The following is a 24,327-nucleotide window of genomic DNA, read 5'->3' on the forward strand; positions in this document are numbered from 1 at the left end:
CACATGAACACCGCCGCGGTGCTCAACGCCGAACGCATCAAGCTGTCGAGCCTGCGCTCGTCGCTGTGGTCGGTCATCGCGGTGGCGGTGCTCAGCATCGGCCTGGCCGCGCTGCAGGCGTCGACGGCCTACGGGCCGGGGCCCCTGGAGGGCGAGAAGGCCGCGATGGGCGTCGCTGTGTTCGGGATCCCGGTGCTGATGATCCTGTCGGCGCTCAGCGTGACCAACGAGTACCGCAGCGGCATGATTCGCACCACGTTCATGGCGGTGCCCGACCGCAGCCTGGTGCTGGCGGCGAAAGCCGTTGTGGCGGCGGTCTTCTCCGGCGCATATGCCGCCGTCATGGTGATGGCGGCGATCGTGGTCGCGCAGTCCGACCCCCGCAACTGGCGTTTGGTTGGGGCGATCGCGCTGTATGCGATGCTCGCGGCGGTGCTCGCCGTCGGCGTCGGCGCGTTGATCCGGGCCTCGGCGGGCGCCGTTGCGCTGCTGTTGCTGTGGCCATTGGTCGTCGAACCGTTGCTGGGCAACATGCCCAACATCGGCCCCGACATCGGCCCGTACCTGCCGTTCGGCAACGCGTTCAGGTTCACAGGCGTGCAATGGCTTTACCCGGAGTACGCGATGCCGTGGGGCGAGCTGGGCTCGATCGTCTATTTCGCGGCGGTGTCGGCGGTGGTCTTCGTTGCGGCGCTGGTCACCGTCAACCGACGCGACGCGTGACCCGAAGGCGAGCGGCAGTCCAGGCGAAGGGAACGCTAACGTGGGACCGATGGGGCGCACATTGCGAAGGGTTGCCGCCGTGCTCGTCGTGGTGGGCGTCGTGGCGACGCTCGGCGGCTGTGGCGGCAGGCCCGCCAAGGAGGCGGCCAAGCCGCCCTCGTCCCCCGCGGCATCGGGTGCGGCCACGGATTACGCTGTGGCACTACGGAACCGCGTCAAGGTCGACGCGATGATGGCGCACCTGACGAAACTGCAGGAGATCGCCGACGCCCACGGCGGCAACCGCGCGCTGGGCACCGCCGGATACGACGCCAGCGTCGACTACGTAGCCAACGCCCTGCGCGACAAGGGATTCGACGTGCAGACGCCCGAGTTCGAGGTGCGGCTGCCCTTTGCCGAAGATCCTGAGCTGACCGTCGGCGGCGCCAGGCTCGAGGCCAAGCCGCTGCAGTTCACCATCGGCACGCCCGACGAGGGCGTGTCAGGACCGCTCGTGGCTGCGCGCGCCGAGGACACCCCGGGCTGCACCGCGGCGGACTACGACGGCCTGCCGGTGCAGGGCGCGGTGGTGCTGGTGGACCGCGGCAGCTGCCCGTTCTCGGAGAAACAGTCGGCGGCCGCCGAGCGCGGCGCGCTGGCGCTGATCGTCGCCAATAACGAAGAAGGCGACGAGATGGGCGGCACGCTCGGCGAGACCTTCAGACCCAAGATCCCCGTCGTCAGCGTCACCAAGGATTTAGGGGAGCGGCTGCGTGCCAGGCCGGGCCCGACGACGCTCAAATTGAAGGCCGGTGTGCGCGTCGAGAAGACCCGCAACGTCATCGCCCAGACGCGGACCGGCTCCACCGCCGACGTGGTGATGGTCGGCGCGCATCTCGACAGCGTGCCGGAGGGGCCCGGCATCAACGACAACGGATCGGGTGTGGCCGCGACACTGGAAACCGCTCTGCAAATGGGCCCGGCGCCACCGGTGCAGAACGCCGTGCGGTTCGGCTTCTGGGGCGCCGAGGAACTCGGGCTGAAGGGCTCGAACAACTATGTGCAGTCGCTGAGCGTCGATCAGCTCAAGGACATCGCGCTGTACCTCAACTTCGACATGCTCGGCTCACCGAACCCGGGCTACTTCACCTATGACGGCGACCAGTCGGCGCCGCCGAATCCTCGCGAGGCCACCCCGCGTGTGCCCGAAGGGTCGGCGGGAATCGAACGCAACTTCGTCACGTATCTGTCGGACGCAGGCAAGACGGCGCAGGACACCTCGTTCGAAGGGCGCTCGGACTACGACGGCTTCACCAAGGCGGGTGTCCCTGCGGGCGGCCTGTTCTCGGGAGCGGAGGACAAGATGACCCGTGAGCAAGCCGACCTGTGGAACGGACGAGCCGACGAGCCGTTCGACCCGAACTACCACAAGAAGACCGACACCCTCGACCAGATCAACAGCAACGCGCTGGAGATCCACGGCGGCGGCGTCGCCTATGTGGTCGGCATCTACGCCCAGGATCAGCGGGGCCGCAACGGCGTTCCGATCCGCGACGACCGCACCCGCCACATCCTGACCGAGTCATGATGTCCAGGCCGCTCCTCGGCGCGGTGACCCTCGTCGCCGCATTGCTCGCCGGGTGCTCGTCGGCGCCGCAACCGCCGAAAGACCTCGGGCGCGATCTCGCAGGGAAGGTCGGCGTCGACGGCATGTACGCACACCTGCGCAAGCTGCAGGAGATCGCCGACGCCAACAATCACTCCCGTGCCGAAGGCACGCCCGGCTACGACGCCACCGTCGACTACGTCGCGAAAACTCTGCGGGACAAGGGCTTCGACGTGCAGACGCCCGAGTACGAACACCTCGGGCAGCCATCGCCGGGCAAGCCGACACTGACGGTGTCGGGCCGCGCCTTCCCCGTCGACCAGGCGTCGCTGCTGACCTCCACGCCCAGAGGCGGTCTGCGGGCGGTCACGCTGCGCCCGGACAACCCGGACGGCTGTTCGGCCGCGGACTACGCGCAGCGGATGACCAACGCGATCGCGGTCGTCGACGACACCGGTTGCTCGATTGTCGACAAGCAGAACGTCGCCGTCGCGCAGGGAGCTCGCGGCCTCATCATCGTGAGCAAGCCCGGCCCCGACGGTAGCCCGCGCGGCCTGCTCCCGACGGGCTACTACCGGGCGTTGAAGGTGCCGGTCGCGGTGATCGACGCCGACGCCGACGCCGCCCTGCGTCGCACCAGCGCGCCGGTACTGCTCACGCTCGACGCCACGGCCCAAATGGTGAAGTCGCGAAATGTTGTGGCGCAGACCAAGACCGGTGATACCCGCAATGTGGTGATGGCGGGGGCGCATCTGGACACCGTGGCCGCGAGTCCCGGCATCAACGACGACGGCACCGGCATCGCGGCGCTGCTTGAGACGGCTGCGGCGCTCGGATCTCAGCCGCAGGTCAGCAACGCCGTGCGCTTCGCGTTCTGGGGGTCGGAGGAGGCCAGCCTCGCCGGGTCGACGAAATACGTTGCGGGGCTGGACCGCGACCACCTGGACGACATCGCGCTATACCTCAACTTCGACATGCTGGGTTCACCCAACGCCGGCTACTTCACCTACGACGGCGACCAGTCCGGTCAGGCCAACCCGGCCGTCCCGGCGGACACGGTGCCGACTGGCTCGGCGGGCATCGAGCGGACGCTGGCCGGCTACCTCAACCTGGCCGGCGTCCGGCCAGCGGATATGCCGCTGGGCAAGGTCAGCGATTACAGTTCGTTTCTCACCGCGGGCGTACCGATCGGCGGCGTGACAACCGGTGGGGCGCAACGGAAGACCGAGCTGCAGGCGCGGCTCTGGGGCGGCACGGCTGGAGTCGCATTCGACCGCAACTACCATCTGGCCGGTGACACCGTCGACAACGTCAACCGTGACGCGCTGGCGGTGACAGGTCCCAGCGTCGCGTTCGCCGTCGGCACCTATGCGCAGTCGATCGAGAGCGCAAACGGTGTGCCACCCCGCGACCAGCGGCACCGGCGCGCACCCTAGCGCTATCCGGGTGGGGCAGAATAGGAAGACATGGCGTGGGACTTTTCGACCGATCCAGATTTCCAGAAGAAACTCGACTGGGTCGAGGAGTTCTGTAAGGAGGAAGTCGAGCCGCTCGAGTTCGTCTTCCCGTATGCGGTCCGCTCACCCGACCCCAAGGTGAAGGCGTACGTCCGCGGGCTGCAGCAGCAGATCAAGGACCAGGGGCTGTGGGCGCTGTTCCTCGACGCTGATCTCGGCGGGCCCGGTTTTGGTCAGCTCAAGCTCGCATTGCTGAACGAGATCATCGGCCGCTACCAAGGCGCGCCACAGATGTTCGGGGCCGCGGCGCCCGACACCGGCAACATCGAGATGCTCGCCGCATTCGGTACCGAGGAGCAAAAGGAGCGGTGGCTGAAGCCGCTACTGAACCAGGACATCTTCTCGGCGTACTCGATGACCGAACCGCAGGGCGGATCCGACCCGAACCTGTTCAAGACCCACGCCGTGCGCGACGGTGATGAGTGGGTTATCAACGGCGAGAAGTGGTTCACCTCCGCGGGCCGCGTCGCCGACATCCTGTTCGTCATGTGCACCAACGGCATGTTCGTGGTGCCGCGAACGACGCCGGGGGTGGAGATCCAGCCGGAGCCCCGCAACCACAACCACATCATCTACCGAGACGTTCGTGTGCCGCTCGACCATCTGCTCGGGCCGGAGGATGGCGCGAAGACATTGGCGCAGCGCCGGCTTGGTGGCGGGCGGATTCACCACGCTATGCGCACGATCGCGCAGTGCAAGCTCGCGTTCGACATGATGTGCGAGCGGGCGCTGTCGCGGGAGTCGCACGGAAAGGTGATCGCCGAGCACCAGATGGTGCAGGAGAAGATCGCTGACTCGTACGCGGCCATCCGCATGCTGCGGCTGCTGGTGCTCGAAACTGCTTGGAAAATCGACAATTCCAGCACCAAGGAAGCGCGCACGGACATCGCGACGGTGAAGTTCACGATGGCCAAGGTGCTGCGCGATGTGTCGTTCAACGCGCTGCACATCCTCGGTTCGCTCGGGACTACCGACCTCACGCCGCTGCAGGCGATGTATGCCGGCGCGCCGACGATGGGCCTGGCCGACGGCGCCGACGAGGTACACAAGGCCACCGTCGCCCGGCGTGTGCTGCGCGAGTACTCGCCGCAGCAGCATCCGTACTGGCCCACGGAGTATCTGCCCGCCAAGCGGGCCGCGGCGTGGGAGAAGTTTGAGGCCAAGTTCGATGCCGACCCAGAACTGCGTGCTTCTGCCGAGGCCTACAAGAAGTACTTCCGTAACCGGCGCTAGAAGTTGAGGCGGTTGTCAGTTGTTCGTCGGTGGGGGTTGGGGTTCGAAGGGGTCATACCACCACCATTGGGCGCGTTCGCCGCTGGAGCCGTGGCAGGGGGCGACGGCGGGTGGGGGTTTGGTCGGTGGGCGTGCCAGGGATCCGGGGTCGAGGGGTTGGCCGTCGCTGTCGGTGACGCTCAGGTTATCGGCGGGTCCGGTGATGGTGATGTCGCCGCGATGGTGCAGCCGGTGGTGAAACGGGCACAGCAGCACCAAGTTGTTCAACTCGGTGGGGCCGCCGTCTTCCCAGTGCCGCAAGTGGTGGGCGTGCAGACCGCGGGTGGCCCCGCACCCCGGCACCGCACAGGTGGGGTGGCGGTGCTCGAGGGCACGGCGCAGTCGCCGGTTGATCACCCGCGTTGTGCGCCCGGCGCCGATGGGTTGCCCGGCCCGCTCGAACCACACCTCGCAGGTGGCATCACAGGTGACATAGCGCCGGTCGGCGTCGCTCAGCAGCGGACCCAGATGCAGCGACCCGATTGGCTTGTCGACATCGACGTGCACGACGACCGTGGTGTGGTGATCGTGGGGTCGGCGCGAGGCCTCGGCGTCCCACCCCGCTTCGACCAGACTCAGGAACGCCTCGGCGGCACCGGGTATCGCCGGCCACAACCCTGACCCAGGACCGGTGCCCGTGTCGGTGTCAGTGCCCCTGTCGGTGGTGTGGTCGCGTTTCCATTGCGCGATCAGCCCGTCGCGATGGGAATTCAGCGCCGCTTCGAACGTCGCGGCCTCCAGAGTGGGCAGTTTGATCCGCCAACAGGTGTACTGATCATCGCTGAAAGTCTTGGCAACCAACGGTTGCGGGTCGGGCCGGCGGTCCGGTTCCACACGCGGCTCCAGCCTGACCGCGGTGCGCAGCTGGGTGACCGAGGCGTGGCGCGCCAACTCCGCATAATGGGTATCCGACCCGTCGCCGGCTCGTGCGGCGATCACCCCGACCTGATCCAGCGACAGCCACCCCTCGGCCATGCCCTGCGCGCAGCGGGGGAACTCCGCCAGCCGGTCGGCGACCGTGGCGATCGTGTTGGCGTTGGTCGGTGAGGTACCCGTCTTCCATGCCACCAAGGCGGCGATCGAGCGCGCACCGGTGCCACCCCACAACCCATCGCCGTCGATCTCGGCCACGATCTGCACAATGCGCGCATCGATCGCATTGCGCTGGCCGGTCAACTCCGCCAACTCCTCGAACAACACCTCCAACCGGTCATCAACCGTGAGCGGAGCTGCAACCAAAGACATAACACCATCATGACAGCGGGGTACGACAAAAAATCGCGGCCAGCAACCGGCGCTAGAAGTCCAACCCGGAGAACATGACTCGGCCCGGGTCGTACTTCTGTCGGACCGCGGACAGCCGCGACAGGTTCGGGCCGAAGTACCGTGACGGCGGCTGGTTGGCTTCGAGGTAGTTGACGTAACCGCCGACCGAATACTGTTGCACCGCTTGGTGTGCCGTGGTGAGCCAGTTGACAGCCGCCGAGGGAGAACCGTTGTTCTCCACGTACCACTGCACAAGTGCGGACTGCCCACGCCAGGGGAACGCCGTGGCCCCCGGCGCGACCGTAGCCAGGGTGCCGTCGAGTGCGTGCATGATGGCCAGCAACCGGCCGGCCCCAGCCGGGAAAGCGTTGACCGCTGCGGCGATGCCCTGCGCCGCACCCGCGTTCACTACCGGGAAAACGTCGGAGCCACCGACATATCCGACCGGTGCGGGGTTCAGGTTGTCGACGGCCAAGTACTTCACCAGATCCAGATAGTTGAACGTGTGCGTGTCGCTGCTGGCCGGTTGTATCCCGACGGCCGCGGTGATGGCGCTCGTCATGCTGCCGGCCGACCCCGCCGGGCCGGTCGCCATGATGCGGCAGCGCGAACCGGTGGCGTCGGTGGTGCTGTCGGCCAGTGCCCACTGGCTGCGGTCGGCGGCTCGCAGCCAGTTCTGCCAGCCGACAAGCACCTGCGCGAATGCCTCTTGCGGGTAGTTCAGGTTGACGACGTCGGCGTCGGCGGTGGGAAACGTGGCCAATGTCAGCGAGGTCGTCACGCCGAAGTTGCCGCCGCCGCCACCGCGCAACGCCCAGAACAGATCCGGGTTCTCGGCGGCCGACGCGGTGACCGCCTGCCCGCCAGGCAAGACGACGGTGGCCGCGGTCAGCGCGTCGGAGAGCAACCCGGCATGCCGCGACTGGGCGCCGAGACCACCACCGAGGGCGTGCCCAGCGACACCGACCGTCGGGCAGGTGCCCGTCGGGATGCCTCGACCCTGCGCGGCCAATGCCTGGTGTATGTCCCAGAGCCTGGTCGCGGGTGTTGCCGTCACCCGCCCGCTGGCAGGGTCGAAGGCGATATCCCCGGGCAGCTGACGCAAGTCGAACACCAGGGCGCCGTTAGCCGTCGACGCACCCGTGTAGGAGTGCCCGCCGCTGCGCGGAGCGACCTTCAGATTGTTGGCAGCCGCGAACGCCATGGCCTTCTGCACGTCGGCCACCGACGTGGGCGTCACGATGGCCGCCGGCGAGAAGCCGTTGTAGTTGGTGTTGAAAACCGCTTTGGCCGAGTCGAATTGGCCGTTGTCGGGAAGCAGGAGTTGCCCACCGATTGTCGACGATAGAGCCTCCCAGCCTGATGCGGCCGGCTCGGCGAGCGCTCGCGCCGAGCCCAGGAAAGCGCTTGCGGCCAACGCTCCCGCGGCACTCCGCAGAAACGCCTGGCGGGAGATTTCACGCGCCAATGCCGGCCCCCCGCGATTCGGTCACGTCACGAAGTCTCCTCGGCGGGGGCCGTAAATCCGTAGGGGGCACCGCGAATAGTTGCGCGATGGTGACCCAATCGATATCCGGCGCTAAGACGGCATGCGCCGCACCCAGTAGACCAGCGCGCCGATCAACGTGACCGCACCGCCCAGCAGCACCGACGCGGCAGGCAGCGACACCGCAAGCAGCGCGCACCCCGCTAGCCCAATAACGGGAATAGCCCTGCGACCCAAGGTCATTGCCGAGGCGTTGGCGATCGCGTAGTACACCAGCACGGCGAACGCCGAGAAACCGATCGCACCCCGCACATCGGCCACGGCAGCGATCACCGCCACCACCACGCCCACGACTACCTCGGCCCGGTGCGGGACCGCGAACCGCGGATGCACGGCGGCCAGCCCGGACGGCAGGTGTCGGTCGCGGGCCATCGCCAGCGTCGTGCGCGACACCCCGAGGATCAGCGACAGCAGTGATCCCAGCGCGGCGACGGCCGCACCCGCCCGGACCACCGGCGCGACGCCGGGGTAGCCGGCCGCGCGCACCGCGTCGGCCAGCGGCGCCGACGACCCCGCGAGGCCCTCCGTGCCAAGCTCCGCCAACACCGCCATCGCCACGATCGCGTAGACCCCCAGCGTGATGCCGAGCGCGATCGGTATCGCCCGCGGGATGGTGCGGCCCGGATCGCGCACCTCCTCACCCAGGGTGGCGATGCGCGCGTATCCGGCGAACGCAAAGAACAACAGCCCCGCAGCCTGCAGCACGCCGCTCACCCCGGCACCGCCACCGATCAACCGGGAGGCCTCGACGTCGCCGAAACCCAGCACCACGATGACGACGGCGGCGAGGACCGCCAGCACGACCGCGACGATCGCGCGGGTCAGAAATGCCGACTTCTGGATGCCTGCGTAGTTGACCGCGGTCAGGACGACGACCGCCGTGACGGCCACGGCGTGCGCGTGGGCCGGCCAGGCATAGACACCGACTGTCAGGGCCATCGCCGCGCACGAGGCCGTCTTGCCGACGACGAAGCTCCAGCCGGCGAGGTAGCCCCAGAACTCGCTGAGCCGTTCGCGGCCGTACACGTAGGTGCCGCCGGATTGCGGATACAGCGCGGCCAGGCGAGCTGACGACGTGGCATTGCAGTACGCGACGACCGCGGCGATCGCCAACCCGATCAACAGAAGAGAGCCCGCGGCCGCGGCAGCGGGCGCCAGCGCGACGAAGATCCCGGCGCCGATCATCGAGCCCAGCCCGATGATCACGGCATCGGCGATGCCGAGCCGTCGTTGCAGCGCGGGATCCTCCGGCATGCTCACCGGAGGTGATATTAGGTCAGGCGACGGGGTCCTCGCCGAAGGCCGACTCGCGGCCCCAAATAGTCGCCTCGATGAACACGACCACACCGAGCACGACCGCTCCGACGACGATCAGCGGGATGGTCCAGAGTCGGCGCATGAGCAGCGCCGTCTCGCACTGGTGGGCGTGGTCGCCGCCGGCCTCGGTGGCCTGAGCAAGGTTCGCGAAGTAACCGTTGCCGCACTTGATCTGGAAGCCGAACTGGTCAAAGGAGTCGATGAACACAGGGAAGTTCAACGCCAGCAGGCCGACCGCGACCAGCACGACGCCCAGCACGCCGAGGTAAAAGGCGCGGTGGTGATGGTGATGCACGTGGTGCCTTCCGTATTCAGGTCATGCAGACGTCGGCGAAAAGCAGTACCGGCCAGGACACGATCGCGCCGAGAAACGACACGACCAGGTCGGCGCCGCCCATCCGAGCCAGATGATCGGTGTGGGTCATCGACCAGAAAGCCCCCACAAGGAGGTACGGGGTGCCGAGCACGATCGCGACGACGATCAGCTGACCGATGCTGACCCGGTAGCTGAGCACCTTACGCACCGCGCCCAACACCCGCACCCCCGTTCCAGCCGATACCCGACCACTATGTTAATGGCCGTTCGTCGGCTGCGGCGACCTTTGTGCGTTTTTCCCAGCAGAACTCGGCCGATATGTGCCTGGTCGCTAGCGGTTGCGCGCGATATTGACCCCGAGGTAGGCGCCGTAACCGATCAGCCCGACGACGGCCAGCTTGCGGGTCTTCGGTACGGCCAGGGCAAGGCCGATCGCGGTCTCGGCGGCCCCATCGATGTAGACGTGCGTGCGGGTGTCGCTCGGGAACGCCTGCCCGGTGATCTCGTCGAACGCCTCCGGTTTGACGAAGTGCGCAACCCCGGCGCCCGCGAGCGCCAGGCCGGCGAGTGACACGAAACGGGATCCTGTAGAAGTCTTCTCCGGCACGCCTAGTCCTTTCTCATTGCTTCTCTCATTGCTTCTTGAGGGTCCCCGTTCGGGGCGAGTCGGTGGTGGCGACGCATGTGACAGCGTGGTCGCCCTGGCTCCACGAGTCCTCACTGGGTGACAACACGAACAGGCCGACGTCGTGATCCTCGGCCGCCTCGGGAGAGTAGTCCACGAGCTCGGGCCCGCACTTGTTCTGGTAGGCCTCGATCGCGGACTGGCCGGGGAAATCGCCATCGGGCATCGTCATCACCGAGAAGACCTCGCCGGTGTGCGGCTCGGTGCACGGTGTCGTGTTGACGCTGAGTACCAACCCGGAGGCGGGCAGCTCCTTGAGGCAGTCGCCCGCCTTCACGTCGGCGGCGCGGACACTGCCGTCGTCGAAGACCAGCAGCAGGACCACCGCGACGGCGATCCCGAGCGCCCAGAGTGCGGACAGCACCAGCCCGGCGATCGCCAACCCACGTCCGCCCTGTCCCTGTTTGGCCCGGTTGAGTCCGACGACACCGCAGATAACGCCCAGCAGAACGCCGCCGAGCAGGCCGAAGATCAGCGAAGCGATCGCCCATCCGTTGGTGCCCGGTGGGCGCGGTGCGTAATACGGCTGCGGCGGGTAGTACGGCGGCGGATAACCGCCGGGCGGTGGTGGATAGCCGGGTGGGGGATAGCCGCCCTGTGGCGGGTGGTAGGGCGGCGGATACCCACCGGGCGGAACGGTCACGACAGCAACCGTAGCGCCGCATCGACGGCCAGCACTGGCACATCGAGCGTCTTCGAGCCGAGGTCATGACGGGCTCCGGTGATCTCGACGACCTCGGTAGGCGCCGGAATCAGCGCCGCTGCCGCGCGCAGCTCGTCGAGGGAGCCGAACGGATCCGACGTGCCGTGAGTGAACACCGTCGGCGTCTCGATCCGCGGCAGGTGTTCGGTGCGGAGCCGTTCTGGCTTTCCCGGGGGGTGCAGCGGATAGGAGAACAACGTCAGCGCATCGACGCGCGTCGTGCCGTCGGCGACCACCATGGACGTCATCCGGCCACCGTATGAGTGACCGCCCGCGATGACGGGACCCTTGACCATCGCGCGAACCGCCTCGATCGCGTCGACGACGCCGGCCTGATCCGTCGCCGCGGATCCTGACGGCGGACCCTTCGGCCTGCGCCTGCGGTACGGCAGGTTGTATCGCACCGCGAGCCAGCCGCGACGGGCCCACTCGTCGCAGATCTTCTTCAGCAGCGCCGACTCCCGGCTGCCTCCCGCTCCGTGTGTGAGCACCGCGGCGCCCTTGGGTGTTGTGGCCGGCTCGTGCGCGACGCCCGCGATATGGTCGAGGTTCACGGGTGCAGCCGGAACAGCGGCGAGACCGGGCCGTGTCCGTGTCCCAACGGGTAAGCGGCGCGCAGACATTCGGTCACCCACGACTTGGCGAACTCGACCGCGTCGGGCACCGTGTACCCGTGGGCCATGGCGCTGGCCATGGCCGCTGCCAGCGTGTCACCCGCTCCGTGATCGTCGCCGGTGTCGATACGCGAGGCGCCGAACTCGTGAAAGTCGGTGCCGTCGTACAACAGGTCGGGGCTGTTCGGCGACGAGCGTAGGTGCCCGCCCTTCACCAGCGCCCATGTCGGACCCAGCGCGTGCAGTGCGCGAGCGGCGTCACGCTGCGAGGCCTCGTCGATAACCTCGATGTCGACGAGCAGACGCACCTCGTCGAGGTTGGGCGTCACCAGCGTCGCGAGCGGAAACAGTTCGGCCCGAAGCGAATCCAGCGCGCTCGGGTGCAGCAGCGGATCGCCGTGCATCGACGCGCAGACCGGATCGACGATGAGCGGCACGTCATCGCCCAGCCCCTGCGACCGCCAGCTATCGGCGACAGTGGCGATGATCTCGGACGACGCCAGCATCCCGGTCTTTGCCGCCTGTATCCCGATGTCACCTACCACCGCCTCGATCTGGCCCGCGATGACGTCCAGCGGAATCTCGTGAAAACCCTTGACGCCCATAGAGTTCTGCACTGTCACCGCGGTCACCGCGACACACGCGTGCACGCCGAGCAACGCGAACGTGCGCATGTCGGCCTGGATCCCAGCGCCACCGCCGGAATCGGACCCCGCGATCGTCATCACCCGTGGCGGTGTCTGGCCTCCGGGTGTCAGCGGAAGGAAGCTCATTCGGTCAACGGTAGATAGACGCGGTTGCCGCCCTCTGCGAATTCGGCCGATTTCTCGGCCATCGCGTCACGGATGGCATCTTTCAGATCGGCGGTGATCCGCATCGAGCAGAACTTCGGGCCGCACATCGAGCAGAAGTGCGCAGTCTTGGCCGGCTCGTGGGGCAGGGTCTCGTCATGGAACGCCCGCGCGGTATCCGGGTCGAGGGACAGCGCGAACTGGTCATTCCACCGGAACTCAAACCGGGCGGCCGAGAGCGCGTCGTCGCGAAGCTGGGCCTGCGGGTGGCCCTTGGCGAGGTCGGCGGCATGCGCGGCGATCTTGTAGGCGATCACGCCCTGCTTGACGTCTTCGCGGTCGGGCAGGCCGAGGTGCTCCTTCGGTGTGACGTAGCACAGCATCGCTGTGCCCGCGGACGCGATCATCGCCGCGCCGATCGCCGAGGTGATGTGGTCGTAGGCCGGCGCTATGTCGGTGGTCAGCGGGCCGAGCGTGTAGAACGGCGCCTCCTCGCACAGCTCTTCCTCCAGCCGCACGTTTTCGGCGATCTTGTGCATGGGCACATGACCGGGGCCTTCGATCATCAACTGCACGCCATGGCTTTTCGCCACTGCGGTCAGCTCGCCGAGCGTGCGCAACTCGGCGAACTGCGCTTCGTCGTTGGCGTCGGCAATCGAACCGGGCCGTAGGCCGTCACCGAGTGAAAAGGTGACGTCGTAGCTGGCCAGGATTTCGCAGAGCTCGTCGAAATGGGTGTAGAGGAACGACTCTTCGTGATGAGCCAGACACCACGCCGCCATGATCGACCCGCCGCGCGACACGATGCCGGTCACCCGTCGCGCCGTCAGCGGCACGTAGCGCAGCAGCACTCCCGCGTGCACAGTCATGTAGTCGACACCCTGCTCACACTGCTCGATCACGGTGTCGCGGTAGATGTCCCAGCTGAGCGCCGTGGGATCGCCCTTGGCCTTCTCCAGCGCCTGATAGATGGGCACGGTCCCGACCGGAACCGGTGAATTGCGCAGGATCCACTCGCGCGTCGTGTGGATGTCACGACCGGTGGACAGGTCCATGACGGTGTCGGCGCCCCAGCGGGTCGCCCACACCATCTTGTCCACCTCTTCGCCGATGGAGGAGGTCACCGCCGAGTTGCCGATGTTGGCGTTGACCTTCACCGTGAACCGCTTGCCGATGATCATCGGCTCGCATTCGGGGTGGTTGTGGTTGGCCGGAATCACGGCACGGCCCGCGGCCACCTCGGCGCGGACCAATTCGGCCGGAAGCCCTTCGCGCAGCGCGACGAACGCCATCTCCGCGGTGACCTCGCCCGCCCGCGCGCGCTGCAGCTGCGTGCCCCGGTCGGTCACCACCCCGGCTCGCGGGGGCAGTCCGGCGGCAAGGTCGATGCGGGCGTCCGGATCGGTGTAGGGACCCGAGGTGTCGTACAGGTCCAGATGCTCGCCGTTCGTCAGGTTCACCCGGCGGAACGGCACGCCGTGGCGATAGATCTTCGTGCTGCCCGTGATGGGGCCGGTGGTGATGGACGGGTCGATCGACGGTGCACTCATGGCATCTCCCTACGCCGGCATTACCCGGTCAGGTTCATACGGTCGACGGCACTCCAGCCGTCCTCTCAGCGCACTTCCAGCGCGCTCCCGCGTGGTGTATTCAGGCCGTCCCCACGCTAGCGCATGGAAGACAAATTGCCCGCCATTGGTTTATATAGCTAATATATGCATTTCGTAAGCCGCGACGATACGTAAGCGAACTTGATGACTGCTGAGATCGAGATGACAAAACCCCCCGTGGTGGCGGATGCCAACCGAGCCACCGCGCAGATCGCCCGCAGGCGCAGGCGGATGGATCACGACCATCCCTTCTACAAGTGGGTGGCGCTGTCGAATACGACGCTGGGCATGCTGCTGGCCTCAATCAATGCCTCGATTGTGCTGATCTCGCTGCCTGCGATCTTCCGCGGCATCGGGTTGAACCCGCTGGCCCCCGCCAACGTCAGCTACCTGCTGTGGATGTTGATGGGCTACCTGGTCGTCACCGCCGTACTGGTGGTGTTCTTCGGCCGCCTCGGCGACATGTTCGGCCGGGTGCGCATCTACAACCTCGGCTTTTTGGTCTTCACCGTCGCGGCCATCGCATTGTCGTTCGACCCTTTCCACCTCGACGCAGGTGCGCTGTGGCTGATCGGCTGGCGCGTGATCCAGGGCGTCGGCGGCGCGATGCTGATGGCCTCCTCGGGCGCCATCCTCACCGACGCGTTCCCCTCCAACCAGCGCGGCATGGCGTTGGGCGTCAACATGACAGCCGCGGTCGCCGGCTCGTTCCTGGGCCTGCTGATCGGCGGCGTGCTCGCCGAGATTCACTGGCAGGCGATCTTCTGGGTCGGCGTGCCGATCGGTGTGCTCGGCACGGTGTGGAGCTACCGGTCACTGCGGGAGCTGGGCGTGCGGACCCCGGGCCGGCTGGACTGGGCAGGCACGCTGACGTTCGGAATCGGCCTGACCGCACTGTTGGTGGGCATCACCTACGGCATTCAGCCGTACGGCGATTCGTCGACCGGATGGACCAACCCGTTGGTGCTCGGGGCGATCATCGGCGGCCTGGCACTGTTGGTTGCGTTCTGCTTCATCGAGTTACGGGTGCCGCAACCGATGGTCAACATCCGGCTCTTCCGGTCGACGTCGTTCGGCATGGGCAACCTCGCGGGGCTCATGTCGTCGTGCGGCCGTGGCGGTCTGCAGTTCATGTTGATCATCTGGCTGCAGGGCATCTGGCTTCCGTTGCACGGCTACAGCTTTGAGTCCACGCCGCTATGGGCCGGCATCTATCTGCTGCCGGCGACGTTCGGGTTCCTGATCGCGGCGCCGCTGGCCGGGTCGCTGGCCGACCGGTTCGGCGCCCGATACTTCACCGTCGGCGGGATGCTGCTGATGGCGGTGTGCTTCATTGCGCTGGTGATGATCCCGGTGAATTTCGACTACTGGGTATTCGCGGTGCTGGTCTTCTTCAACGGCCTCGGCGGCGGCATCTTCACCGCGCCCAACACCGCGGCGATCATGTCGAGTGTCCCGGCCGCTGAACGCGGCGCCGCCTCCGGCGTGCGGTCGGTGTTCTTCAACGCGGGCTCGGCCCTGTCGATCGGCATCTTCTTCTCGCTGATGATCGTCGGGCTCGCCCACACGCTGCCGACGGCGCTACACGACGGCCTGCAAGGGCAGGGCGTCTCGGCGGCCGTCGCCGGTGAGGTGGCCAACACCCCGCCGGTCGGCAGCCTGTTCGCCGCGTTCCTCGGGTACAACCCGATCGAGGAGCTGCTCGCGCCCCACAACGCGTTGCAGCAACCCGGCGTCAACGCCGAGGTCCTGACCGGCAAGACATTCTTCCCGACCCTGATCACCGAGCCGTTCCACAGCGGGCTGGTCGTGGTGTTCGTCGCGGCGGCGGTGATGATGGTCATCGGCGCGCTCGCCTCGGTGTTCAATCCCGGCCGGTACGGAGGCGTCGACGAAGACTGACGTTTTGGGTACCCGGCGGGTATGACAAGCACCGACCGCCGCACCCAAGAGGTCCGTCAGCAAGCAGCGCGCCACGCCGACGAGGCGCGCGCCAAGATGTCCGCTCGGCGCAGCGAGCAGGACGGGGGACTGTCGTCCTGGGTGGCTGAGCGCGCCGGGCAGTGGGATCTGCAGGGGCCCGACGAGGCGACGATGCAGCGCCAGAAGTACCTGTGGAACTTCCTCGTCGACTACTGGTTCCGGATGGAGATGGACGGCTGGGAGAACCTTCCCGAGCCGCCGGTGCTTCTGGTGGGAATCCACTCAGGCGCGCCGTTCGTCTGGGATGCCTGGACGGTCGGCGTGCAGTGGTGGCGGCGGTTCGGCCAGGACCGTCTCCTGCATGGCACCGCCCACGACGCGTTGATGGCCATCCCCGGCATCGGACGCTACTTCCGCGCGATGGGCGTGCTGCCCGCCGCGCCCGATTCGATGGCGACCGCGCTCGCCGAGGGCCGCGACGTGGCGGTGTGGCCGGGCGGCGAGGTCGACTCGCTGCGCCCCTGGCATGAACGGGACAGGGCCAACCTCGCGGGCCGCAGCGGGTTCGTGAAACTGGCGATCCGCTGCGGCGTTCCGATTGTGCCGATCGCGACTGTCGGGGGCGCCGACGCAATGCCGGTGCTGATCCGCGGCGATCGGCTGTCGAAGACCCTGCGATTGGACAAGATGTTGCGTCTCAAGGTCTTTCCGCTGGCGCTGTCGCTGCCGTGGGGCATAGCTCCCGCAGCGTTGCCGCAGTTTCCGTTGCCCGCCAAAATCAGAACCCGCCTGATGCCGGCGGTCGAACTGGACCACGACCCGGCCCGTGCGGACGACCAGGAGTACGTGGAGAGCAAATACTCGGAGGTCCAGGCGAGCATTCAGAGCGGGATGGATGCCCTGGCCCGCAAGCGCGCGCTTCCGCTGTTCGGCTAGTCCCGTCGCAGCTCCTCCACCTGACGTGCGAGATGCTCGCGAAGGTCCTTGACCCGGGTCAGATCGATTTCGGTGTCGAGCACGGCCTGCAGCACGTCCGGCAGGTGGCGGGAGAAGGTCTCACCGCCGGTGCCCGCCACGTCCGACAGCATGCGCAGAATCAGCTCCGCGCCGTCCAATCGGCCCCACAGATAGTCGTTTTCGCGATACTTCGCATTGAAGAACGCCGCGAAGTGTTTGACGGGGATGCCCTTCAGCTTGGTCGGCTTGGCATTGCGGTCGGCCGGCGGCGTGAGTGCCTTTGCGGTCAGCGGGCTGAATTGCGCCACCGGAATCGGTGAGAGCTGCGGCACCTCGCTCAACGCGATCGTCGGGAACAGGATGCCGTCCCACAGCGCGAACCCCAGGTAGCGGTTGAGCAACGCGTCGCGCGCCTGTGCCGACTCCCACTCCTGGGTGTATGTCTTGAAGGCCGTGAATAGTTCGGCGCTGTCGCCGCATAACGGTTTCACTCCGGCGGCGTAGCGTTCGAATATGGTCTGCAGTTCGGATCTGTGATCTTGCGCGAACACCTCGGGATCGGCGAGCGTGTCCGTATCGCTGAGGCGCAGAAGATCCAATGGGAGCTGCTCGACCGCAGCGCGGGTTCCGCGACGGATCGCCGCGATCATCGACCACACCTTGGACTTCAGCGCATCGATGTCGCCGGCGGGCGGCCTGTCGTCGTCGAGGTCGTACAGATCGTTGATCCGCGCCAGGATGAAGACCAGGCGCCGCTCGCGGTACGGCATGTCGGTGTCGCGCAGCAGATCCCCGAGCGCCCGGGTACGGCCCGCCTTCCACGCGTCGTGCTGACGCGCCCAGGCGATCCAGGTCGCTGTGACGAAGCCCGCCTTCGCCGACGGCTTCGGATATCCGAGACACACGTCGATGTGATCGGAGAGTTGCGTCAGCACGGCCTCGAACTTCAGCCGCTGATATGTCGGCCAGGTGGCACCCAGCGCGTTGCGTGCGCTCTCGTACACCTTGTCGGACACGGCGCGGATCACGTCGTCGGGCGGCACACCGGAATTTACGGGGGCAAGCTCGTCGACGAGTTCCGCCGTGGTCGCGGCGCTTCGAGCCGATTTGGTACTGTCCGACGATATCATCTGCCGCAGAACGTCTTTGGTGCGATCTTCGACGTAGCTCTCCTGCTCTTCGGCGATCGCCCGGATCTCCTCGATCCGCCAGTTCATGTCGCGTAGCTCGGCGAGCGCCGTCAGGATCGGGTGGCTGCTGCGCACCGTCGAGACCGCGACGAGGTCCTTGAGCCACCGCCTCTTGGTTTTCACCGGTTTCGCCGTGGCCGAATAGAGTTCCTGCCCGGGGTCCGGCTCGATGTAGACCAGCTGCCGGTACACCCGCGACTGCGCCCGCCGCCTGGCGATCGCGTCGATCACCACATCGAACGGCGCATTGTCCAGTACGCCGCCGTCGACGAAGTAGACGTCCTCGGACCGGGCGTCGTCGTATTGGCAGAGGAACACACTGTTGTGCAGACGAACGTCCTGTGCGTCCCGTTTGCCGATCTCGTCTTTGAACGACGACTGGCTGACGGGTGCAAACGCGCCGGGAAAGCTGGAGCTGGCCCGGCCGGCGAACGCCAGATCGGCGGTGTAGTCCGCCCCGAACTGCTCCAGCTCGCCGCCGGCGCCGTGAAACACCAGCACCTGCCGGTAGTCGCGGTCCCGATTGCTGGCACCGCCGGCGCCGGATGGGACAACTACCTCGAAGCCGCGGAGATCGGTTGTGGGCACGTACAGCTCGAGCGCGGGCGCCTTGCCGGGAAGCAGCGAGGGCGCCTCGGCGCCCCGCTGGTTGTCCATATCCTTCATGGCCTTCAACAACAGCTTGGACATGTGCTCCCCGCGCAACGGCGACGAGGAGCCGAACAGCCTGCCCAGCTGGCCCACGACGGTGGTGAGGACCTGTGTGGTCGGGCCGAACAGCCGCGGACCGCGGAGCAGCTTGCGGATGTCGCCCTCGTCGATCCAGACCTTCTTCAGCGGCTCGAGGCCGGCGTTGCAGGCGATGGCCTTGCTCAGCGCGATCCCATTGATTCCGCCGGCCGAGGTACCGCCGATGATGTCGACGCTCACCATCAGACGAGGCCCGGATCTGGCGATGTCGGTCAGCGCGTCGAAGTAGACCGCCTCGGTGCCGCCCCCGAACGGGTTGTCGGCGGGATGGGCGTCGAACGCCCTTCCCGCACAGAGCAATTTATGAAGTTCTTTGGTGACACCGTGCATGTAGACGGCCAGCGAGACACCGCCGTAGCACACCAGTGCCAAGCGCAATTCGGCTTCGGGCTTCACCTGAGCACCCCCGCCCAGCGTAGGTCGTCACGGCGTCGCTGTTGGACAAAACAGCGGAAAGTCAGTCCAGCTGCACGAGCACCGGTGCGTGGTCGCTGGGGGACTTGCCCTTTCGTTCCTCGCGGACGATTTCGGCGTGTGTCACGCGGGCGGCCACCGCCGGTGAGGCGAGGATGAAGTCGATGCGCATCCCGCGGTTCTTCGGGAACCTCAGCTGGGTGTAGTCCCAGTACGTGTACACCGCTGGCCCAGGCGTGAATGGCCTTACCACATCCGTGAATTGGGCATCGACGATCGCGTTGAACGCCGCCCGCTCGGGTCCGGTGACATGCGTGCTTCCTCGGTACGCCTCGACGCTCCACACGTCCTCGTCGGTAGGGGCGATGTTCCAGTCACCGGTCAACGCGATCTGCGCGTCCGGCTCGTCGGCCAGCCACCGCTGCGCGGTATCCCGCAGCGCCGCAAGCCAAGCCAGCTTGTAGCCATAGTGCGGTGAGTCGACGATGCGGCCGTTCGGAATGTAGAGGCTCCACACCCGCACCCCGTTACAGGTCGCGCCCAGCGCACGCGCTTCGGCCGCCTCTTCGATGTCGGGACGGTCGCTCCACATCGGCTGTCCTTCGAAGCCGACCTGCACGTCGTCGATGCCCACCCGCGACGCGATCGCCACCCCGTTCCATTGGTTGAAGCCGCAGTGCACCACGTCGTAGCCAAGGGCCGCGAAGGGCATCGTCGGGAACTGGACGTCCGAGCACTTGGTCTCCTGCATGGCCAGCACGTCGACATCGGCGCGCTCCAGCCAGTCGGTGACGCGGTCGACACGGGCCCGGATCGAGTTGACGTTCCAGGTGGCCAGCCGCATGGCCTATAGGCTACGGATCCAGAACGCTCCTCACGTGCGCACCGTCGATGTAGCGCGCCCCGTGCTGCGTGGCGAAACCCAGCTGTCCGTACAACGCGATCGCGGCCGCGTTGTCGGCCAGCACCTGCACATAGCAACTGTCGGCGCCCTGTTCGCTGGCCCATGCCAGCAGCGCCGAACACAGGGCACGCGCATGCCCGGCCCTGCGGTGTCCCTCGGCGACGCGAACCGCCGACAGACCCGCCCAGCGGCGCCCGTCCGGTGCGGACGTCACCGCGGCGCGGCCCACCGCGGCGTCGCCGCGGGTGGCGAACACCACCGCGCCGGCCACGGTGGCGGTGAGCACCTCGACCGGAACGTGGCGTTGGTAGAGCGCCAGCCACCGGTCGTCCGGCCGAGGCGCGAGTTTCACCGCCGCATCGGCCTGACCTAAGGGTAGGTCGCGCACCATCACGACGGTCTCCAGGTGGCTGTCCGCTCGGCGGGGTAGTTCGAGTAGGCGGTCGGCCACCGCCAGCCACGGCGGTTGGCCGCGCTGCGCATACCAGTCGACGATGGCGGGCACCGCGGAGGTGTTCGCGCCGATCTCAAGCGGCACAGCCGAATTCGCCCTGTGTGTGTACCCACCGGCGCTTCGGCACAGCCAGCCGCCGATCCACTCCTGTTCGGTGCCCGGCCAGGCCAGTGCGGCCGCGTGCTCGGTCGAGCGGATCGCAGACGTCCGGACCGGCGCGGGTGTCAGCCCCCGCACGGCTACCAGCGCATCAGCCGGAATATCAACCACAGCACCGGCTTTCGTCCGCACAGAGATGTGAGAACCGACGCCGAGCAGATGACCGATCACGTCGGTCAGCGGCGGCACCGAACCTTCTGGTAAGCGGTAACGCAGGCTGACTCGGGTGCCGACCGCGGGCAGATCGGGCACGTCGGGCATGTCAGTGACCGAACGGGTCGGGGTCCTCACCGGGCATCCAGCTCAGGCCCGGCACGCCCCAGCCGTGCGACTTCACCGCCCGCTTGGCGCTGCGCGCGTGCCTGCCCACCAAGCGGTCCAGGTAAAGGAACCCGTCCAGGTGCCCGGTTTCATGCTGCAGCATGCGCGCAAACAAGCCGGTGCCCTCGATCGTGATCGGGGTGCCGTCGGCGTCCAGCCCGGTGACCCGCGCCCATTCGGCGCGGCCGGTGGGAAACGATTCGCCCGGCACCGACAGGCAACCCTCGTCGTCGTTGTCCGGGTCGGGCATGGTCTCGGGCACCGCTGAGGTTTCGAGCACTGGGTTCACGATGACGCCGCGGCGCCGCACCGTCTTGCCGCGGTCTTCGGCGCAGTCGTACACGAATACCCGCTTGGACACGCCGATCTGGTTGGCGGCCAATCCAACCCCGTGCGCGGCGTCCATCGTCTCGTATAGATCCGTGATCAACTCAGCGAGATCGGAGGGCAGCGAACCATCGTCGGCCACCGGCACCGGTGTGGTCGCGGTGTGCAAGACGGGGTCTCCGACAATTCGGATGGGAACGACTGCCACGGTTGGCAAGCTTAAGTGAGCCGACTCGCCCGGTTGGCTCACGGCCCATGAACCGAAGCCGTGGTTCAATATTCGCCGTATCGCTAGCGAGGTCGAGTGCGGAAACGGGCCAGGGAGTAATGGGGAGCAACACGGACGGCGCCATGGCGCGGACTGAGCAATCCGGGGACGACTCCGAGCTCACCGATGGGTTGACCCGCCGCGAACATGACATCTTGGCGTTCGAACGCCAATGGTGGAAGTACGCCGGAGCCAAGGAAGACGCCATCAAGGAGTTGTTCTCGATGTCGGCGACGCGGTACTACCAAGTGCTCAACGCGTTGGTGGACCGGCCCGAGGCGCTGGCAGCCGATCCGATGCTGGTCAAGCGGCTGCGGCGGCTGCGGGCCAGCAGGCAGAAGGCGCGGGCGGCGCGCCGCCTCGGCTTCGACGTGACCTGAGCCTTTCGCGGGTTCGCGCGACACGCCGATACAGTGGGCCTGATGAACGAGCGCCCTTCCGACTCCTCCGGGCTGCCCCTGCGCGCCATGGTGATGGTGCTGCTGTTTTTGGGCGTGGTCTTTCTGCTGGTCGGTTTCCAGGCCATGGGCTCGGGGGACGACTCGGGCTCCGATGACCCGCCGGTCGCGGTCAGCACCACCTCGACGCCTGCGACGTCGGCGAAACCCGCAGCTGCTAAGGCCGACGTGCGCGTCTATAACATCTCCGAGACTGCGGGCGCCGCCGAGAACACCGCCAACCAACTGCGCGACGCCGGCTGGAACGTCACCGACACCGGCAATCTCACCCTGGAAGGTGTGACCGCGACCACGGTGTACTTCAGCGACGCGCCGGGCGAGCGGGAATCCGCCGACGAGGTGGGCCGGCTGCTGCAGGCTCCGGTCGAGCCGAGGGCACCGGGCTTGGCTGACCAACCACCGGGCGTCGTCGTGGTGGTGACGGGATAGGCTCACGGCATGCCTGCCTCGCGTGCGTACAAAACCGCAACCGTCGCTGCTCTGTTCGCCGTGCCTGCGCTCGCCATGAGCGCCTGCAGTACGCCCCAGCACGCGACGTCGCAGCCGGGCACCACTCCGTCAGTGTGGACCGGTTCGCCCGCGCCGGCCGCGCCCGCTGTGGAGGGCCGCGAACCAGCGCCACCGGCTGAGCAGAAGCTGACCGCAGAACTCAAGAATCCCAGCGGGGCACCGGTCGCCACCGCCGACTTCGCATTTTCCAGCGGCTACGTGACGATTTCGGTCAAGACCACCGGCCCCGGCCAGCTGTCGCCCGGCTTTCACGGCATGCACATCCACTCGGTCGGCAAGTGCGACGCCAACTCGGTGGCACCCACCGGCGGCGAACCGGGTGACTTCAACTCTGCCGGAGGACATTTCCAGGTGCCGGGTCACAACGGGCATCCCGCCAGCGGCGACCTCACCTCGCTCCAAGTGCGCGAGGACGGCACCGCCGAACTGGTGACCACCACCGACGCGTTCACCGCCGAGGATCTGCAGGCGGGCGCCAAGACCGCGATCATCATCCACGAGAAGGCCGACAACTTCGCCAACATCCCGCCGGAGCGTTACCAGCAGACCAACGGCGCTCCGCCACCCGATGCGGCCACCCTGGCCACGGGCGACGCCGGTAAGCGGGTCGCGTGCGGTGTTATCGGTACCGGCTAGCTCACGGATAGATTTCGCCGGCTCGGCCCGGCCGACCGTTGGCGTCGAATGGGAGTTCGCCCTCGTCGACGCCCAGACCCGCGACCTGAGCAACGAAGCGGCCGCGGTGATCGCCGAGATCGGTGAGAACCCGCGCGTGCACAAGGAATTGCTGCGCAACACCGTCGAGGTCGTCACCGGCATCTGCGACAACGCCGGCCAGGCGATGGAGGATCTGCGCTCCACGCTGGTGCCCGCACGCTGCATCGTGCGTGACCGCGGCATGGAGTTGTTTTGTGCGGGCACCCATCCGTTCGCGAAGTGGTCGGCCCAGAAGCTGACCGACGCACCGCGCTACGCCGAGTTGATCAAACGCACCCAGTGGTGGGGCCGCCAGATGCTGATCTGGGGTGTGCACGTTCACGTCGGCGTCTCCTCGGCGCACAAGGTGATGCCGATCATCACGTCGCTGCTCAACCAGTACCCGCATCTGCTGGCGTTGTCGTCGTCATCTCCCTACTGGGACGGCGAGGACACCGGCTACGCGAGCAATCGCGCGATGATGTTTCAACAGCTGCCGACGGCCGGCCTGCCCTTCCATTTTCAGACCTGGGCACAGTGGGAAGGTTTCGTCCACGATCAGAAGAAGACCGGCATCATCGACCACATGAACGAGATCCGGTGGGACATCAGGCCTTCCCCGCATCTCGGCACCGTGGAGGTCCGCATCTTCGACGGCGTGTCCAACCTGCGTGAGCTCGGCGCGCTGACCGCGCTGACGCACTGCCTGATCGTCGACCTGGACCGCAGGCTGGACGCCGGCGAAGATTTGCCGACGATGCCGCCGTGGCATGTGCAGGAAAACAAATGGCGCGCAGCGCGATACGGTTTGGACGCGGTGATCATCCTGGATTCCGACAGCAATGAACGCCTGGTCACCGAGGACCTCGACGACCTGCTGAACCGGCTGGAACCGGTGGCAAAGTCGCTGCACTGCACCGACGAGCTGGCCCAGATCGAGGAGATCTGCCGGCTGGGTGCGTCGTATCAGCGTCAGCGGCGCGTCGTTGAAGACAACGACGGCGACCTGCGGGCCGTGGTCGATGCGTTGGTAGGCGAGCTGGACATCTGA

At 67.1% G+C, this 24,327-nt stretch carries 24 protein-coding genes and 1 riboswitch; of the genes, 10 read left to right on the plus strand and 14 right to left on the minus strand.

What is annotated here, in order from left to right:
- The first annotated feature begins 3 nt into the window (after nucleotides 1-3).
- The 4 genes from A5651_RS22335 to A5651_RS22350 are packed head-to-tail and all read left to right on the plus strand — an operon-like array spanning nucleotide 4 to nucleotide 5,058.
- Entirely contained in the window at nucleotides 4-723 is a 720-nt protein-coding gene (locus tag A5651_RS22335) for an ABC transporter permease (RefSeq protein WP_066986616.1), read from the plus strand.
- A 49-nt stretch (nucleotides 724-772) separates the two neighbouring features.
- Nucleotides 773-2,290: a M28 family metallopeptidase gene (locus A5651_RS22340; RefSeq protein WP_066986194.1), complete on the plus strand. Its 1,518-nt coding sequence runs from the start codon at nucleotides 773-775 to the stop codon at nucleotides 2,288-2,290.
- The gene (locus A5651_RS22345; protein WP_066986197.1) at nucleotides 2,290-3,744 is read left to right on the plus strand and encodes a M20/M25/M40 family metallo-hydrolase; all 1,455 of its coding nucleotides are present in this window, start codon (nucleotides 2,290-2,292) and stop codon (nucleotides 3,742-3,744) included. Before A5651_RS22340 ends, A5651_RS22345 begins: the two co-directional genes overlap by 1 nt.
- A gap of 30 nt (nucleotides 3,745-3,774) precedes the next feature.
- The gene (locus A5651_RS22350; protein ID WP_066986200.1) at nucleotides 3,775-5,058 is read left to right on the plus strand and encodes an acyl-CoA dehydrogenase family protein; all 1,284 of its coding nucleotides are present in this window, start codon (nucleotides 3,775-3,777) and stop codon (nucleotides 5,056-5,058) included.
- A 15-nt stretch (nucleotides 5,059-5,073) separates the two neighbouring features.
- Here the strand turns inward: A5651_RS22350 and A5651_RS22355 are convergent, their stop codons facing one another.
- The 10 genes from A5651_RS22355 to thiC form a co-directional block, all read right to left on the minus strand.
- Nucleotides 5,074-6,342 (minus strand): HNH endonuclease signature motif containing protein, encoded by a 1,269-nt coding sequence (locus A5651_RS22355; RefSeq protein ID WP_066986203.1) that lies wholly within the window; start codon nucleotides 6,340-6,342, stop codon nucleotides 5,074-5,076.
- A gap of 52 nt (nucleotides 6,343-6,394) precedes the next feature.
- A complete protein-coding gene (locus A5651_RS22360) occupies nucleotides 6,395-7,831 on the minus strand; it encodes an FAD-dependent oxidoreductase (protein WP_066986206.1) in 1,437 nt (478 codons plus the stop codon).
- 111 nt (nucleotides 7,832-7,942) lie between these two features.
- Nucleotides 7,943-9,163: an APC family permease gene (locus A5651_RS22365; RefSeq protein WP_197496739.1), complete on the minus strand. Its 1,221-nt coding sequence runs from the start codon at nucleotides 9,161-9,163 to the stop codon at nucleotides 7,943-7,945.
- Nucleotides 9,164-9,185: 22 nt separating this feature from the next.
- Nucleotides 9,186-9,521, minus strand: coding sequence for a hypothetical protein (locus tag A5651_RS22370; RefSeq protein WP_066986211.1), 336 nt, complete (start codon nucleotides 9,519-9,521; stop codon nucleotides 9,186-9,188).
- Nucleotides 9,522-9,537: 16 nt separating this feature from the next.
- Nucleotides 9,538-9,762 (minus strand): hypothetical protein, encoded by a 225-nt coding sequence (locus A5651_RS22375; protein WP_066986620.1) that lies wholly within the window; start codon nucleotides 9,760-9,762, stop codon nucleotides 9,538-9,540.
- A 111-nt stretch (nucleotides 9,763-9,873) separates the two neighbouring features.
- Complete coding sequence (locus A5651_RS22380) at nucleotides 9,874-10,116, minus strand: hypothetical protein (RefSeq protein ID WP_231988791.1); 243 nt, start codon at nucleotides 10,114-10,116, stop codon at nucleotides 9,874-9,876.
- A gap of 58 nt (nucleotides 10,117-10,174) precedes the next feature.
- Nucleotides 10,175-10,870 (minus strand): DUF4190 domain-containing protein, encoded by a 696-nt coding sequence (locus A5651_RS22385; protein ID WP_066986217.1) that lies wholly within the window; start codon nucleotides 10,868-10,870, stop codon nucleotides 10,175-10,177.
- The gene (locus tag A5651_RS22390; RefSeq protein ID WP_066986220.1) at nucleotides 10,867-11,484 is read right to left on the minus strand and encodes an alpha/beta family hydrolase; all 618 of its coding nucleotides are present in this window, start codon (nucleotides 11,482-11,484) and stop codon (nucleotides 10,867-10,869) included. Before A5651_RS22390 ends, A5651_RS22385 begins: the two co-directional genes overlap by 4 nt.
- Nucleotides 11,481-12,317 (minus strand): bifunctional hydroxymethylpyrimidine kinase/phosphomethylpyrimidine kinase, encoded by an 837-nt coding sequence (thiD, locus tag A5651_RS22395; RefSeq protein WP_066986223.1) that lies wholly within the window; start codon nucleotides 12,315-12,317, stop codon nucleotides 11,481-11,483. Before thiD ends, A5651_RS22390 begins: the two co-directional genes overlap by 4 nt.
- On the minus strand, nucleotides 12,314-13,885 hold the full coding sequence (gene thiC / locus A5651_RS22400) for a phosphomethylpyrimidine synthase ThiC (protein WP_066986226.1): 1,572 nt from the start codon (nucleotides 13,883-13,885) through the stop codon (nucleotides 12,314-12,316). Before thiC ends, thiD begins: the two co-directional genes overlap by 4 nt.
- Nucleotides 13,875-13,986, minus strand: a riboswitch (TPP riboswitch). It overlaps the preceding gene by 11 nt.
- Before the next feature lie 103 nt (nucleotides 13,987-14,089).
- Between thiC and A5651_RS22405 the strand changes: the two genes are divergently transcribed.
- Nucleotides 14,090-15,847, plus strand: a complete 1,758-nt coding sequence (locus A5651_RS22405) for an MFS transporter (RefSeq protein ID WP_197496736.1) — start codon at nucleotides 14,090-14,092, stop codon at nucleotides 15,845-15,847.
- Between the two features lie 21 nt (nucleotides 15,848-15,868).
- Nucleotides 15,869-16,804, plus strand: a complete 936-nt coding sequence (locus tag A5651_RS22410; RefSeq protein WP_066986229.1) for a lysophospholipid acyltransferase family protein — start codon at nucleotides 15,869-15,871, stop codon at nucleotides 16,802-16,804.
- Here the strand turns inward: A5651_RS22410 and A5651_RS22415 are convergent.
- From A5651_RS22415 to A5651_RS22430, 4 genes are all read right to left on the minus strand, one after another.
- On the minus strand, nucleotides 16,801-19,161 hold the full coding sequence (locus A5651_RS22415; RefSeq protein WP_066986232.1) for a patatin-like protein: 2,361 nt from the start codon (nucleotides 19,159-19,161) through the stop codon (nucleotides 16,801-16,803). The genes A5651_RS22410 and A5651_RS22415 overlap by 4 nt on opposite strands.
- 61 nt (nucleotides 19,162-19,222) lie before the next feature.
- The gene (locus A5651_RS22420) at nucleotides 19,223-20,023 is read right to left on the minus strand and encodes an exodeoxyribonuclease III (protein ID WP_066986235.1); all 801 of its coding nucleotides are present in this window, start codon (nucleotides 20,021-20,023) and stop codon (nucleotides 19,223-19,225) included.
- 10 nt (nucleotides 20,024-20,033) lie between these two features.
- The gene (locus tag A5651_RS22425) at nucleotides 20,034-20,957 is read right to left on the minus strand and encodes a GNAT family N-acetyltransferase (RefSeq protein ID WP_369803991.1); all 924 of its coding nucleotides are present in this window, start codon (nucleotides 20,955-20,957) and stop codon (nucleotides 20,034-20,036) included.
- Between the two features lies 1 nt (nucleotide 20,958).
- Complete coding sequence (locus tag A5651_RS22430; RefSeq protein WP_066986238.1) at nucleotides 20,959-21,552, minus strand: peptide deformylase; 594 nt, start codon at nucleotides 21,550-21,552, stop codon at nucleotides 20,959-20,961.
- Between the two features lie 119 nt (nucleotides 21,553-21,671).
- On the opposite strand from A5651_RS22430, the gene A5651_RS22435 reads away from it, so the two are divergent.
- The 4 genes from A5651_RS22435 to A5651_RS22450 are packed head-to-tail and all read left to right on the plus strand — an operon-like array spanning nucleotide 21,672 to nucleotide 24,327.
- Nucleotides 21,672-21,992, plus strand: coding sequence for a DUF3263 domain-containing protein (locus A5651_RS22435; RefSeq protein ID WP_066986241.1), 321 nt, complete (start codon nucleotides 21,672-21,674; stop codon nucleotides 21,990-21,992).
- A 42-nt stretch (nucleotides 21,993-22,034) separates the two neighbouring features.
- The gene (locus A5651_RS22440; protein WP_066986244.1) at nucleotides 22,035-22,499 is read left to right on the plus strand and encodes a LytR C-terminal domain-containing protein; all 465 of its coding nucleotides are present in this window, start codon (nucleotides 22,035-22,037) and stop codon (nucleotides 22,497-22,499) included.
- 9 nt (nucleotides 22,500-22,508) lie between these two features.
- Entirely contained in the window at nucleotides 22,509-23,216 is a 708-nt protein-coding gene (locus A5651_RS22445) for a superoxide dismutase family protein (RefSeq protein WP_066986247.1), read from the plus strand.
- Nucleotides 23,197-24,327 carry a glutamate--cysteine ligase gene (locus A5651_RS22450; protein ID WP_066986250.1) on the plus strand — a complete coding sequence of 377 codons (1,131 nt, stop codon included), beginning with the start codon at nucleotides 23,197-23,199 and terminating at the stop codon, nucleotides 24,325-24,327. Before A5651_RS22445 ends, A5651_RS22450 begins: the two co-directional genes overlap by 20 nt.

The sequence above is a fragment of the Mycobacterium sp. 1274761.0 genome (assembly GCF_001668615.1).
Taxonomy (GTDB): Bacteria; Actinomycetota; Actinomycetes; order Mycobacteriales; family Mycobacteriaceae; genus Mycobacterium.

What these genes read in the sequence shown, in the direction of transcription:
- A5651_RS22335 (WP_066986616.1), top strand. Translation starts at nt 4, where the DNA reads ATGAACACCGCCGCGGTGCTCAACGCCGAACGCATCAAGCTGTCGAGC.
- A5651_RS22340 (WP_066986194.1), top strand. Translation starts at nt 773, where the DNA reads ATGGGGCGCACATTGCGAAGGGTTGCCGCCGTGCTCGTCGTGGTGGGC.
- A5651_RS22345 (WP_066986197.1), top strand. Translation starts at nt 2,290, where the DNA reads ATGTCCAGGCCGCTCCTCGGCGCGGTGACCCTCGTCGCCGCATTGCTC.
- A5651_RS22350 (WP_066986200.1), top strand. Translation starts at nt 3,775, where the DNA reads ATGGCGTGGGACTTTTCGACCGATCCAGATTTCCAGAAGAAACTCGAC.
- A5651_RS22355 (WP_066986203.1), bottom strand. Translation starts at nt 6,342, where the DNA reads ATGTCTTTGGTTGCAGCTCCGCTCACGGTTGATGACCGGTTGGAGGTG.
- A5651_RS22365 (WP_197496739.1), bottom strand. Translation starts at nt 9,163, where the DNA reads ATGCCGGAGGATCCCGCGCTGCAACGACGGCTCGGCATCGCCGATGCC.
- thiD (WP_066986223.1), bottom strand. Translation starts at nt 12,317, where the DNA reads ATGAGCTTCCTTCCGCTGACACCCGGAGGCCAGACACCGCCACGGGTG.
- thiC (WP_066986226.1), bottom strand. Translation starts at nt 13,885, where the DNA reads ATGAGTGCACCGTCGATCGACCCGTCCATCACCACCGGCCCCATCACG.
- A5651_RS22405 (WP_197496736.1), top strand. Translation starts at nt 14,090, where the DNA reads ATGACTGCTGAGATCGAGATGACAAAACCCCCCGTGGTGGCGGATGCC.
- A5651_RS22410 (WP_066986229.1), top strand. Translation starts at nt 15,869, where the DNA reads ATGACAAGCACCGACCGCCGCACCCAAGAGGTCCGTCAGCAAGCAGCG.
- A5651_RS22420 (WP_066986235.1), bottom strand. Translation starts at nt 20,023, where the DNA reads ATGCGGCTGGCCACCTGGAACGTCAACTCGATCCGGGCCCGTGTCGAC.
- A5651_RS22425 (WP_369803991.1), bottom strand. Translation starts at nt 20,957, where the DNA reads ATGCCCGACGTGCCCGATCTGCCCGCGGTCGGCACCCGAGTCAGCCTG.
- A5651_RS22435 (WP_066986241.1), top strand. Translation starts at nt 21,672, where the DNA reads ATGGGGAGCAACACGGACGGCGCCATGGCGCGGACTGAGCAATCCGGG.
- A5651_RS22440 (WP_066986244.1), top strand. Translation starts at nt 22,035, where the DNA reads ATGAACGAGCGCCCTTCCGACTCCTCCGGGCTGCCCCTGCGCGCCATG.
- A5651_RS22445 (WP_066986247.1), top strand. Translation starts at nt 22,509, where the DNA reads ATGCCTGCCTCGCGTGCGTACAAAACCGCAACCGTCGCTGCTCTGTTC.